At 60.2% G+C, this 13,288-nt stretch carries 7 protein-coding genes; 2 read left to right on the forward strand and 5 right to left on the reverse strand.

Features of this window, described 5'->3' with window-relative positions; translation table 11 throughout:
* Positions 1-46: 46 nt before the first annotated feature.
* Together RBB81_RS16315 and RBB81_RS16320 are read right to left on the reverse strand one after the other, a co-directional pair.
* Complete coding sequence (locus RBB81_RS16315; RefSeq protein ID WP_353071385.1) at positions 47-2,233, reverse strand: alpha-ketoacid dehydrogenase subunit alpha/beta; 2,187 nt, start codon at positions 2,231-2,233, stop codon at positions 47-49.
* A 175-nt stretch (positions 2,234-2,408) separates the two neighbouring features.
* Positions 2,409-4,715, reverse strand: coding sequence for a sodium-translocating pyrophosphatase (locus tag RBB81_RS16320; RefSeq protein WP_353071386.1), 2,307 nt, complete (start codon positions 4,713-4,715; stop codon positions 2,409-2,411).
* Positions 4,716-4,931: 216 nt separating this feature from the next.
* Here RBB81_RS16320 and RBB81_RS16325 point away from each other — a divergent pair, with 216 nt between their 5' ends.
* Positions 4,932-6,620 carry a S8 family peptidase gene (locus RBB81_RS16325; protein WP_353071387.1) on the forward strand — a complete coding sequence of 563 codons (1,689 nt, stop codon included), beginning with the start codon at positions 4,932-4,934 and terminating at the stop codon, positions 6,618-6,620.
* Positions 6,621-6,793: 173 nt separating this feature from the next.
* Here RBB81_RS16325 and RBB81_RS16330 read toward each other — a convergent pair whose 3' ends face one another.
* Positions 6,794-7,153, reverse strand: coding sequence for a hypothetical protein (locus RBB81_RS16330; RefSeq protein ID WP_179583826.1), 360 nt, complete (start codon positions 7,151-7,153; stop codon positions 6,794-6,796).
* A gap of 111 nt (positions 7,154-7,264) precedes the next feature.
* Here RBB81_RS16330 and RBB81_RS16335 point away from each other — a divergent pair, with 111 nt between their 5' ends.
* Positions 7,265-8,197 (forward strand): mechanosensitive ion channel family protein, encoded by a 933-nt coding sequence (locus RBB81_RS16335; RefSeq protein ID WP_179583828.1) that lies wholly within the window; start codon positions 7,265-7,267, stop codon positions 8,195-8,197.
* A gap of 122 nt (positions 8,198-8,319) precedes the next feature.
* On the opposite strand, the gene RBB81_RS16340 is transcribed toward RBB81_RS16335, so the two are convergent.
* Complete coding sequence (locus tag RBB81_RS16340) at positions 8,320-10,509, reverse strand: thioredoxin domain-containing protein (RefSeq protein ID WP_353071388.1); 2,190 nt, start codon at positions 10,507-10,509, stop codon at positions 8,320-8,322.
* 308 nt (positions 10,510-10,817) lie between these two features.
* Entirely contained in the window at positions 10,818-12,944 is a 2,127-nt protein-coding gene (locus RBB81_RS16345; RefSeq protein ID WP_353071389.1) for a TolC family protein, read from the reverse strand.
* Positions 12,945-13,288 lie beyond the last annotated feature (344 nt).

Consider the following 13,288-nt stretch of genomic DNA (forward strand, 5'->3'; position numbering starts at 1 on the left):
CGCGCGTAGCGGGTCCGTCCGGCAGGACGTCCTTTTTCGGCCGCGTTTAGAACGCCGCCAACTCCGCCATCGCGCGATACAAATCCTCCGGCTGCGGCAAAATCGCATCCTCCAGCAGCGGCTGATACGCCACAAACGTATCCATCGCCGCAACACGTCTCACCGGGGCATCGAGATCATGAAACAGCTCATCCCCAATCCGCGCCGCGATCTCCGCCCCGTACCCCCAGCTCAACATATCCTCATGCGCCACAATCACGCGGCTGGTCTTCCTCACGCTCTCCGCAATCGCCTCCCAGTCGTAAGGAGTCAAACTCCGCAGATCGATCAGCTCCACATCCACACCACTATCGCGATGCAGCTTCTGCGCCGCCTGCAGCGCACGAGGCACCACCGCGCCATACGTCAGCACCGTCAGATCCTTCCCCGGCCGCACAATCTTCGCCTTCCCAAACGGAATGCAGTAGTCCGGCCCAGGATAAGCCGCCCGCCCAAACGTCTCGCGATACAGCCGCTTGTGCTCCAGGAACAACACCGGATCATCGCAACGAATCGCCGTGCGCAGCAAGCCCAGCGCATCCAGCGCATTCGACGGCATCACCACACGCACACCCGGCGTATGCGTAAAGATGCTCTCACCCGACTGCGAGTGATAGATCGACCCACCCGTCAGATACCCGCCAATCGGCACCCTCATCACCAGCGGGCAGCTGAAGTCGCCATTCGACCTCCACCTCATCAGTGAAAGTTCATTCCGCATCTGGTGCATCGCTGGCCAGATGTAGTCGAAGAACTGAATCTCCACCACCGGCTTCATCCCGCGCACCGCCATCCCAATCGCACGGCCTGTAATATTCGCCTCAGCCAGCGGCGAGTTCCAGCAACGGTCACTGCCAAACTCCGTCTGCAGCCCCGCCGTCAGCTTGAACACACCACCCTTGCCCTTGATCTTCCCCGCCCTCAGCGCCCCATCGCGCGTAGCATCGGCCACATCTTCACCGAACACCACCACCCGCTCATCCCGCCGCATCTCATCCTTCAGGCAGCAATTAATCAGATCCGCCATCGTCCGCTCGGTCGCATCCGCAGTAGGCTTCGTCTCCGTCGCAAACCGGTTGTCCTGCGAACTCAGATCCTCCGAGTAAACATGCTTCATAATCGAAGCCACCGTCGGCAGCGTCGCCATCACCGCACGATCCGCAGCCCGCTGCACCTCTTCATCCACCTGCCGCTCCAGCTTGTTGATCCCGTCCGCATCCAGGATCCCCTCGCGCAGCAGCCACATCTGCATCCGCGAGATCGGGTCCCGCGCAGCATCCGCGTCCAACTCCTCCACCGACCGGTAAAGCCTCTCGTCGTCACTCAGCGAGTGCGAGTAAGGCCGAATCACATGCCCATGCACCAGCGCCGGCCCCTTACCCGAGCGGCAATAAGCCACCGCCTCCACCATCGCCTTATAGCTCGCAATCGGATCGGTCCCATCAATCTCAGCAAAGTGGAAGTTAGGAAAGTTCGCCACCAGCTTCGAGATGTTTCCCCCCGGCGTGTTCACCTCCACCGGCGTCGAGATCGCATACCCATTGTCCTCGACCACATACAACACGGGCAGCTTCCCATTCGAAGCCGTATTCAACGACTCCCAGAACTCTCCCTGGCTCGTCGACCCCTCGCCGATCGAGACATAAACCACTTCATCGCCATGAAACGTCACATCCTTGAATTCGCGATAGTCCCCGTCATGCTTCTTCGCGGCCTCAGGATGCTTCGTGAAGAATCTCCCCGCCTCCGCACAACCCACCGCATGCAGGCACTGCGTAGCCGTCGACGAAGACGGCGAAACAATATTCAACTTCCTGCTCGACCAGTGCGAAGGCATCTGTCTTCCGCCGCTCGCCGTATCGTCCGCCGCACCCACCGCCTGCAGCAGCTGCTCCTCCACCGTATTGCCCAACGCCAGGCAGATCGCCCGATCCCGATAGTAGGGAAAGAACCAGTCATACCCGGGCTTCAGCGCCATCCCTGCAGCAACCAGCAACGCCTCATGCCCCGCGCAGGAGATCTGAAAAAAAATCTTCTGCTGTCGCTTCAAAACAATCTCGCGATCATCGGTACGCCGCGACAGATACATCAACCGATAAAACTCCACCAACTGCTCGCGCGTCAGCAAGCTCTCCGCCACATTTCCCGCCGACTTCTTGCTCTCCTGCACACCCGATCCAGACTGTCTTGCCATACACCCATCCTTTACATCGAAAAGCCGCAGCTCATTATCACTACCGTCACAGATTGTACCGGGAACCCGTCGCTCTTGGCTCCCCTTCGCAGCGCTTTCCAGCTACCCGGCGACAAGCCGGCAATCCACAAAAATGGGCAGCCCGAAGGCCACCCATCTTCATGCATCCTCATCGCTAAACAAACAACGGCGCAAGCACCAGCGTAATCGTGGCCAGCAACTTAATCAGCACATGCAAGCTGGGCCCAGCCGTGTCCTTGAAAGGATCACCCACCGTATCTCCCACAACCGCCGCCTTATGCGCCTCCGACTTCTTGCCGCCATACTGTCCCGTCTCGATAAACTTCTTCGCGTTATCCCACGCACCGCCGCCGTTGTTCATCAGCATCGCCAGCAGCACGCCAGAGATCGTTCCGACCATCAGCAATCCAGCCACAGCCTCAGCTCCAGCCAGATTCACCGGTACTCCGCCAATCGCAGGCACCGGCAGAATCGCCCCCGGCGCATACAACGCAGAACTGGCCTGATAGCTCGAGCTCAAGTGCCTGAAGATCAAACCCACCGCCACCGGCAAACCAACCGCCAGCAACCCAGGCACCACCATCTCCTTCAATGCCGCGCCAGTCACGATGTTCACGCACCGCGCATAGTTCGGCTTCGAGGTCCCCAGCATAATCCCGGGATTCTCCTTGAACTGATCCCGCACATCCTTCACCACCATCTGCGCCGTTCGTCCCACCGCCTTGATCGCCAGTGAGCTAAACAGGTAAGTCAACATCGCACCCAGCAGTGCGCCCACAAACACCGGCACCTGCGCCAGATTGATATTCGTAAAACTCCACCCCACCGGCATGTACCCACCGGCAAGTGCAACCTTATCGGTTACAATTGTCTTAATCTCCTCCAGATAAGCCGAGAACAGAAGAAACGCTGCCAGCGAAGCCGACCCGATCGCATATCCCTTCGTCAGCGCCTTCGTCGTATTCCCCGCCGAGTCCAGCTTGTCCGTCCGGTCACGAATCTCATGCGGCTGATTCGACATCTCGATGATTCCGCCCGCATTATCCGTAATCGGCCCAAACGTATCCATCGCAAGAATGTAAGCCGCGCAGCTCAGCATCCCCATCGTGGCAATCGCCGTCCCGTAGATCCCCTTGGCATAGTCGCTGATCCCCGCCACTCCCGCCAATCCCTGCACGCCGAAGTAGTAGCTCAGCAGCAGCGCCGCCGAGATCACCACCACAGGCATCGCCGGCGTCTCCATCCCCACCGCCAGCCCGCTGATGATGTTCGTCGCCGGCCCCGTCACCGAAGCCTCCACAATCGACTTCACCGGGCGATAGATCGCCTCCGTGTAGTACTCCGTAATCCACACAAACAGAAACGCCGTCACCAGCCCAATCACACCGCACCCCAGCAACCAAAGCGGCTGCACCTGCGGCCCATTCAACATCGTATAAACCGCACCCGCAAACCCGGCCAGCGCCAGCGCTGAGGTCACATAGAATCCCTTATTCAGCGCGTGCATCGGATCCTCATCCTCACGCGTCTTCACCACAAACACGCCGACGATGCTCGCAATTAAATTGATCGCATGCACGATCAGCGGAAACAAAATCCCCTTCACTCCAAACACGGGATAAAGGGCCGCACCAAGAATCATCGCGCCCACATTCTCCGCCGCAGTGGACTCGAACAAGTCCGCACCTCGACCCGCGCAGTCGCCCACGTTATCGCCCACCAGGTCCGCAATCACAGCCGGGTTTCGCGGATCATCCTCGGGAATCCCCGCCTCCACCTTACCCACCAGGTCCGCGCCCACATCCGCAGCCTTCGTATAGATCCCGCCGCCAAGCTGCGCGAACAGCGCCACCAGCGACGCTCCGAACCCAAACCCCACCAGCTGATACGGAACCGCCTGCGGATGCTCCAGGCCGCCAAAGAACAGGAACAGCACCCCAACACCAAGCAGCGACAGCGCAACCACCACCAGCCCTGTCACCGCCCCTCCACGCAGCGCCATCTGTAACGCCTTGTTCAAACTCGTTCTCGCCGCCGAAGCCGTCCGGATGTTCGCCCGGATCGAGCAGTACATCCCCGTGAATCCTGCCAGCCCAGAGCACACCGCGCCCACCAGAAAGCTCACCACCGTCTTCAGCGCATACGGCGAAGTCCTCGGCGACAGCCGATACCCCACAAACACCACCACCGCCAGCACCAGCGCAATCGCCCCAATCGTCTTGTACTGCCGCCGCAAAAATGCCTCTGCACCCTCCCGAATCGCATCCGAGATCGCCCGCATCTCCGGCGTCCCCGTATCGGATGCAATCACCGCCCGCGCCAGCATCAGCGCCGCAACCAGAGCCAGCACACCAACCCCCAGAGCCACCCACAGATAAATCCGTCCATCGCCACCGTCGACAACCGCAGGGGTCAAGGGAACCTGCTGAACGGCCATCGCCAAAAAACTTACTCCAACCATGCAAGGGTCTCCTTAGAACGCAAACTTTCTCTCAGCTTCACAAAGGCGGCAATTAGAGCACGCGCGATCAAACAGGGTCAATGCGTCCGTTAATCGAGCAGGATCAGTCAGATTTGGCTCGATCGACAGACCAAAGTAATAGCACACAACTGTTCTGGCACTAATGCAAATTCTCGCGGTGCCGATTCATACCTCAGCGCAACAATGAGGTGCCCCGTGTCCGTGCTCAACGAATTCGCTTCCCCAAAGCCAGATCTCCAAGCGGCCCGCACCCGTCTGTTCTGCCGAAGTATCTCGCTTCTCGCAGCGCTCTGTCTCCCTCTCCTTCCCCCAGCCGCCGTAGCGCAAATCGATACCTCCAGCGTCGCTCCCCATCGCTACCTCGTCGTCTACCGCAACGCAAGCATCCCCGGCGACGCTGAGGCCCACCTCCTCGCCACCGGCACCCGCCTCACGCAACGCAACGAGCACCTCGGCATCGCAGCCGTGCAATCCCCCGCATCACAAGACGACGCAACCAGTCTCCGCCTCCTCTCCGCCCAACCCAACGTAAGCTACGTCCTCCACGACCGAATCGTCTCCGCATTGCGTCTCCGTCTCCGGCCTCTCGCCATCACCTCGCGCGTCAACAACGGAGCGCAACCTCTCACGCCAACCACCACCATAGGCCGACTCCCCACCCACGGTCCCATCACGACCGCTCCCCCATCCCTCCCAACCCCACCGCCGCCACCCCCTCCACCGCCTCCTTCCTACGACACCTACTACACCTCCACCCCACAGGGATGGGCCGTCCAGCAGGTCGGGGGATACGGAAACAACGTCCCCGGCGGCCCCGCGCGCGGCCCCTGGGACACCACCATGGGCAAGGGCATTCGCATCGCCATCATCGACAGCGGCATCGATAAAACCCACCCCGACCTCTCCCCCAACCTCGCCCTCAACCTCACGGAAGTCGACCAGACCGCCTATCCCAGCGCCTGCGACGACGGCACCCCGCAGGACCAGCAGGGCCACGGCACCTGGACCGCCTCCCTCGCCGCCGGAGCCATCGGTCCCGGAACCGGCAAGATCATCGGCGTTGCCCCCGCCGCGACCATCCTCAACATCAAAGTCCTCCAGCGCATGCCCGCCTCCATCACCGGAGACACCAACCCCGCCGATCAGTGCGAAGCCGGCGAGGCCAGCGGCCTTCTCAGCTGGGTCATGAAAGGTATCGAAGACGCCGTCACCAACCGCGCCGACGTCATCTCCCTCTCCGTCGGCGCCACCGCCGACCTCACCACCGGAGACGGAGCCGGCCTCCTCGCCGCCTTCAACCAGATCACCTACGCCGCAGCCCAGGCCAACATCGTCCTCGTCGCCTCTGCAGGCAACGACGGCATCGACCTCTCCAACCCCCGTTACGTCGAGCTCCCCGCTCAGTCCCGCAGCGTCCTCGCCATCGCCGCCTCCACCAACCCCGCCTGCGCCCAGAACACCACCCCAGGCGCCACCTGCACCCCCGGCCCCGTCTCCCTCGCCTACTACACCAACTATGGAGCTCCGCTCAACGCCCTCGCCGCCCCCGGCGGCAGCTACCCCGACGGCCCCGACACCGGCGTCAGCGGATGGATCGAAGGCGCCTGCAGCTCCGGTCTTCCCAACACTATCGACGGCCTCCCCGCCGACTCCGCCCACAGCTACGGATGCTTCAACCTCGGCCACACCACCTACGTTCAGGCCATGGGCACCAGCGCCTCCGCCCCGCTCGCCGCCGGAGTCGCCGCCCTTGTCCGAGCCGCTCACCCGGACTGGAGCGCCGCAGCTGTAGTCGCCGCAATGCGCAACTCAGCCGTCACCCTCCCCGGCGTCTCCATCCCTCTAGTCAACGCAGCCGCAGCTATCTCCCAGCTCACCCCGTAGCCGCAGCAGCGGTCATTGCGACTAGAGCAGAATGCGCATTGGTCTAGAGCTTGATCTTCCTTTTTCGTCTGTCATTCCGCACCCAGAACATACGGGGGAGGAATCTGCCGTACGGGGTAGCCATAAAGCATAGTGGGCATCGCGATAAATGTTTTCACATCTACTGTCTAAGGCTAACCCTTCATCCGTTCCTTTACGCTATGAGCCAGCTTCTCAATCTCATCTGCCTTCTTGATCACATCCACTGACAGAATATTCTTGTTCGTCTTGTCTACCTGCTGCTTCAGATCCGTAGCCAGGGCCAGTAGCTTATCCGTATCCGCCACCAACCGCTTCTGTCGCTCGGTGCTCCGTATGCTCTCCTGCTGCTCCAGCCGATGCTGGTCAATATTAGGGTTTACATCGTCCGGTTCACGCACCTGCCCGGGAAAATGCTGCCCCTGCTGAATCTGCTGTAGTTGTCCCCCACTCACCCGTCCAGATACGCCCACCATCAACACAGCCCCAATCACTCCCAGTCGCAGCACTCTCATGGCATCCTCCGTCCATCCCGCCGCCGCTTATTTCCAGTCTGAATTGCATCTTACAAACAGCTGACGCATTCTGTTCACAGCACTCTTTCCCGAAAGCGAGACGCTGTAATCATGCTCCTTCTGGCCATGGCCCCGCAAGACGAACCCATCCTTCAGACCATCGAAGACAAATGGCACAGTGACATCCTGCTATTCCTGCAGAACAAACTACCCAAGATCTTCGTCGTCCTCCTGGTCATCTTCATCCTCCAGCGCATCGTTCTCTTCTTCGTCAAAAAGATGCGCTCCCGTGCCGACCATCAGGTTGGCAACTTCCACCGCGCCGCCCAGCTCCGCACCATGGCCTCCATCCTTCGCGCCACCTCCATCGGTGTGCTCGGCTTCATAGCCTTCCTGCAGATCCTCAACATCTTCGACATCCCCTACCAGCCCATCCTCGCCTCCGCCGGAATCGTCGGCGTAGGCATCGGCCTCGGCGCACAGTCCATCTTCAAGGACATGATCAACGGCATCTTCATCCTCGTCGAAGACCAGTACAACGTCGGCGAGATCGTCGTCCTCGCCGGTCTCAAAGGCACCGTCGAAGACCTCTCCCTTCGCCGCACCAGCCTGCGCGACAGCGACGGCACCCTCTACATCATCCCCAACAGCCAGATCGCCACCGTCTCCAACCTCTCCCGCGACTACGCCGTCGCTGCCCTCAACGTCAGCGTCGATGCCAGCGCCAACCCCGACAAAGTCATCGCCCTGCTCACAAAGATCGCCGGTGACATCCGCGAAGACGCCGCCTTCAAGGACATCACAGTCGCTGACCCCGTCGTCCTCGGCGTCGACAAGATCGACGGTCGCGCCGTCACTTACCCCATCCAGATCCGCGTCCGGGTCAACCAGCGTGACCGCGTCCTCCGCGAACTGCGTCGCCGCATCATCCTCGCCTTCGAAAAAGACGGCATCCCCCTCGGCAACGATCCCGCCAACATGCTCATCCTCCGCGCCCCCAACCCAACCGCCCCACCCGCCCAGCAGCCACTCATAGGCAGCTAGCAAACCCAACCGACCAACGGGAGGCCAATGGACCCAGGGTATACAAGTCACGAAGTGACCTCCCCGCGCGCAGCGGGCCCGTCCGGCAGGACAACATAAGCCCAGCAGAAAACGAGCCCACCTCACAAAGCCTTATTCATAGCCTCAATCAACTCATCCACACCCGACACCGGCGGCAGACATCCCTTGCCACTACAAACCACAGCAAAACTCCCCTCCCCCCCAAGCCCCGGCAGATGCGGCAACGTCTCCGCCAGCGCCGGAGGCAGCGCCCCCAGCTGATCCCTCCGCAACCGGATCACGCTCTTATTCACCGCATACCGAGCCAGCGCCACTGCCTCAAGCCTCCTCGCCGCGGCATCGTCCCCAATCACACAAATTTCCACCGCCCGCAACACCATCCTCTGCAACGCCAGCCCATAGCTCGCCGCATAAAGCCCAAAGTGCTCGACTACCCCCGCAAAGGTCTCCAGCGTCTCCAGAGCCTTTACCGCATAGTCCTCCCGCCCATTCAGCGCCTCCAACCGCAGCAGCAACGCAGCTCCAACAGAGTTCCCCGCAGGCGTAGGCGAGTCCTGCAGCGGCTTTCGCCGCGTCACCAGCGCTCCCAGCCTGGTCTCGCCCTCGCCAACACTCTCGGTATCGAAGAACGCGCACCCCACCGGGTCATAGAACTTCACCAGCGCACTCTCCATAATCGCCTCGGCAGCCGTGTAGTACCGCATCTCCCCCGTCAGCTCCCACGCATCCAGCGCCGCATGCCCTAAAAATACATAGTCCTCGAGCACCCCAGCCACCCGCGCGCCACTCCCACCCTGCTCTCCATACGCGACGACATGAGCCAGCCCAGCTTTAGCGTCCCAGGCCTCCGCCAGCACCCGGTCCAGAGACTTCAGAGCAAACGCCCGCACCTCCGGCATATCCAGCACCCGACCCGCCTCCACGTAGGCCGAGATCATCATCCCATTCCAACCCACATAGATCGTCTTATCCACATAAGGAGTAGGCCGCTTCAACCGAGCCGCATACAACTTCTCCTTCGCCGCAGCCAATCGCTCCTTCGCCACTTCGAAGGTGATCCCATTCGCCTTCGCCACTCCCTCCAGCGTCCCCCGCACATGCAAAACATTCTTCGCCGGGTTGTGGTGCATATCGCCGATCTCGCCGATGTCATAGTAAGCACTCGCCACCGCAAGCTCTTCCGCCGTCAGCACCTCCGTGGCCTCATCCCGCGTCCACGTAAAGTAGTCGCCGTCATCCTCCAGCGAAAAGTCCGCATCCTGCGAAGCATAGAACCCACCGCGCTCCCGGTCGCTCAACCACTCATCGATCCATCGAATCATCTCCCGAGCCACCCGCGCCGCCTCAGGCTCCACAAACGTCTGGAACGCATGCACATAGTTCTTCAGCAGCTCGCTATTGTCATACGACATCTTCTCGAAGTGCGGCACCACCCATCGCTCATCCACCGAGTAGCGATGAAATCCCCCAGCCAGATGATCATAGATCCCGCCCTTCGACATCTTCTGCAGCGTCACCATCGCCGCAGTCTTCGCCGACTCGCTCACATCCTCCATCCCACCAGCCGACACCCTCGACGCCACATCCAGCAGCAGATCGATCGCCCCCGAGTGAGGAAACTTCGGCTGCGACCCAAACCCACCCGACCTCGCATCAAACTGCTTCAGCACCGACGACACCAGCTTCGCCACCAGCTCCGGCCCGGGATTCCCTGCTCTCCCCATAAACGATTCGTTATGCTCAATCGCCGCCATCACGCTTCCGGCCGACTCATTCACCTCATCGCGCCGACTCTGAAACGCCTCCGCCATCGTCAGCAGTACCCGCTGAAATCCAGGCCGTCCATGCTGATCCGCCGGTGGAAAATAAGTCCCCCCAAAGTAAGGCTTTCCCTCCGGAGTCAAAAACGCAGTCAGCGGCCAGCCACCCTGCCCACTGATCGCAGACACCGCCGCCTGGTATCGCGTATCCACATCCGGCCGCTCATCCCGGTCCACCTTCACCGCAACAAAGTGATCGTTGATGATCTTCGCCGTCGCCGCACTCTCATACGACTCCCGATCCATCACATGACACCAGTGGCACCACACCGCGCCGATATCCAGCAGTATCGGTTTATCCTCCACCTTCGCCTTCTCAAACGCCGCCTCGCCCCACTCCTGCCACTCCACCGGCTGATGCATCGCAGACCGCAGATAAGCCGAAGCCGCCTTCGCCAAAGAGTTCAAATGTTCACTAGCCTGCCCGTGACTTCCCGCCACTTCCTGACTCGCCGCCGGATCGCTGCTCATAGACTTCCAGTCTAGTTCAAACGCCTCTTCCCGACCTTTAACGCCACGTTCACCGCACCACTCTTTAGTTTTCTCTTACCGCCATCATTGCAACCGCCTTTGCAATCCGGTTCAATAAAAAAATAAAATCTGGCCTTCGACAAAATCTCGTCACCACCCCAAAACTTGTCATCTCAACCGAAGCTGTTCACAGCCTCACCGTGAACAGCGCAGTGGAGAGATCCGTATTTAGTCTCTGCCTTTGTATCTCAACAAGACTTAACAAAGGGCCCGAGCCGCAGCCCGAGCCCTCTCTTCTACCTGCCAATTTACTGTTGCGGTGGCGGAGCAGCCGGGTTCACATCGATCGGCTTCGGCGCCTCAGGAGCTTTAGGAGCCGTCAACCCCGGAATCACAGGCGTCTGCATTCCCGCGCCTCCTCCAACTGCCTGCGCTGTAGCTTCAATACTGATTCCATATCGGTCCAGAGTGTTCGCCAGAAGCTGGAACAGCTGCGCCCGGTCTCTCGCATACGCCGCCGTCGCCGAGATCAGATTATTCTCCCCCGTCGCCAGGTTCCTCCCCTGCTGCAATACATTCGCAGTGGTCGATGCTCCCAGCCTGTACTTCTTCTGCTCAGCGTCCAGGCTCTGCGCAGCAAAGTCTCTCGCCGCCTGAGCCGCCTGCACCTGCGCCCGGTCGTTGGTCAACGCGTACTGCTGGTTCGTCACCTGGATGCGAATCAACGTGTAGAGCTGCTGCAACCGCATCTGCGACTGCCGATACTCCATCTGCGACCGCGCCTGGTCAGCCTGTGCCGTTCGGTTCCGTATCGGAATCGTCATGTTCACGCCAACACCTTTATCTGGAGCGTTGTTGTTGAACGTGTTCTGAAAGACAGTCCCGTACCCGACCGAAGGAAACGTTCCCGGCGGATAAGGCTTATTAGTATTGAAATCGATCGCACTCGGATTCTGAGCACCACCCAGCGCACTTCCACCGTAGAAGGCATACGCATCCACAGTCGGCAGCAATCCGTTCTTGAACGCCTTGATCGTGATCTCGTTGTTCTTCATGTTCAACACCGCCTGCTCAATCTGCGGGTTGTTGGCGTACGCCACCTTCACCAGGTCCTCAACCTGCACGTCCTCTTCCGGCAATCTGTCCAGGGCCACCCGGTCGGTCGGAATCACAGGCGCCTGCGACAGTTGCGGATCGTTCAGGTTTCGCACAATCGCCTGCTTCATCAACAACTGCTGGTACTCGAGATTCGTCTTCGAAGCCACCAGCGCTTGTTTGTCACTCGCCACCGCGCTATCCGAGTTCACCACATCGAGCGGCGCCAGTGTGCCAATCTCCAGCTGCTTCCGGTTGTCCGAGGTCAGCTGCGACGACTGCGTCAGCTGACGTTCCTTCGCCTGCTCGTCTTCGTACGCACTCACCAGTGCCCAGTAGATGTTCTCCACCTGGTTGATCGTATACAGCACCTGCTGCCGAAATGCCGAGTCTGTGATCCGTCGGTCATTCTTGGCCTGCAGAATAAAACGTCCATTCACGCCCCAGCCGAACCCCTGCAACAGATGCTGCGTCGCCGTAGCGCGAAAGCTCGTCGTCAACGAAGGGCTGAAGTTGCTAAAAGGATTGTCCGTCGTCACGCGAGTATTGTTGAAGCCCACCGTCAACTGCGTGCCGGTCAGAAATCCCTGAGCATAATTGAAGTTGTAGGTCGCCGTATCCGTAGTCAACACATTCAACCCGCCGCTGAACAGCGTATTCAACTGCGGCGCCGTCGAAGCCTCATACTCCAGCTGTCCCGTCAGCACCGGATCCAGATTCTCCGGTACCGGTCCGCCGCCGTTGGTGCTCACAACGATTCCGCCCACACCCGTACCGCCGCCGCCCACACCCTGAGAGGTCGCACCTGGTCCGCCGCCCGTAGTAATCGTCGTCGTAGTTCCGCCAATGGTATTCGTCAACAGGCCGGTCGACACGCCGCGAAGCGCAGATCCCGCCCTCGCCCGCAGCAGATCCGTATCCGCAATATCCAGATTGACCCGAGCGATCGCAATATCGTAGTTATTCTGCAGCGTCAGCGTCACCGCATCCGCCAGGCTCAGATAGATCTTCCCGTCCCTCAGCAAACTGCCCAGCGTCGTGTTCCCCATCTGGAAAGTAGGAACCTGGATCGCCGTATATGGAGCAATAGGATTCCAGATATGGCTCTTCGGCTTCGTGTAGTCCCGGCTGGTAGGGCGCATAAACAACGGCTCGGTCGCCTTCGGCTGCGGAGCCTGCGGCAACCCAGGTGTTCCCGTCGTATCATTCACCACCTGCTGCGGCGCCGCTGGTGTGGTCGGACTCGACTGCGTCTGCTGCTGCGCCAATCCCGGCTGTGTGCACAGACTCATCAGCAGCAGTGAAATGCTCGCCGCCCCCTGCATATCCTTTAATCTCACGATTCGCTCTCCAACTCTTTCCTGAAGCCTCTCGACGCTTTACCGGCAACGCCCAACACCGGCATGGACACCTTCACCGGACACGCCGGACTCAAAGCTCTCCCAACCCCGCACGACCACGCGAGGGCCAGCCTCACAACCAGATTTTGCAATTCTTACTCAGACGCGCAGCACCTTCCCAACGACTCTTAAAAGACAGCCACAGACACACGATGACACTAGGAAAATCCTGCTAACCCCAACATCGCCTTCTTCAAAGGCAACGTCCAGGCTGAGCACAGATACGCACTCATCGCTCGCTTCGTTCCCAACATCTTCAGTAAAAGTTCATTCCCGGATACGAT

Origin of the sequence: Tunturibacter gelidoferens (assembly GCF_040358255.1) — a bacterium.
GTDB classification, from domain to species: Bacteria; Acidobacteriota; Terriglobia; order Terriglobales; family Acidobacteriaceae; genus Edaphobacter; species Edaphobacter gelidiferens.

Bases quoted from the DNA above. Each gene is read 5' to 3' on its own strand.
- RBB81_RS16335 (WP_179583828.1), top strand. From the start codon at position 7,265: ATGCTCCTTCTGGCCATGGCCCCGCAAGACGAACCCATCCTTCAGACC.
- RBB81_RS16330 (WP_179583826.1), bottom strand. From the start codon at position 7,153: ATGAGAGTGCTGCGACTGGGAGTGATTGGGGCTGTGTTGATGGTGGGC.
- RBB81_RS16340 (WP_353071388.1), bottom strand. From the start codon at position 10,509: ATGAGCAGCGATCCGGCGGCGAGTCAGGAAGTGGCGGGAAGTCACGGG.
- RBB81_RS16320 (WP_353071386.1), bottom strand. From the start codon at position 4,715: ATGGTTGGAGTAAGTTTTTTGGCGATGGCCGTTCAGCAGGTTCCCTTG.
- RBB81_RS16315 (WP_353071385.1), bottom strand. From the start codon at position 2,233: ATGGCAAGACAGTCTGGATCGGGTGTGCAGGAGAGCAAGAAGTCGGCG.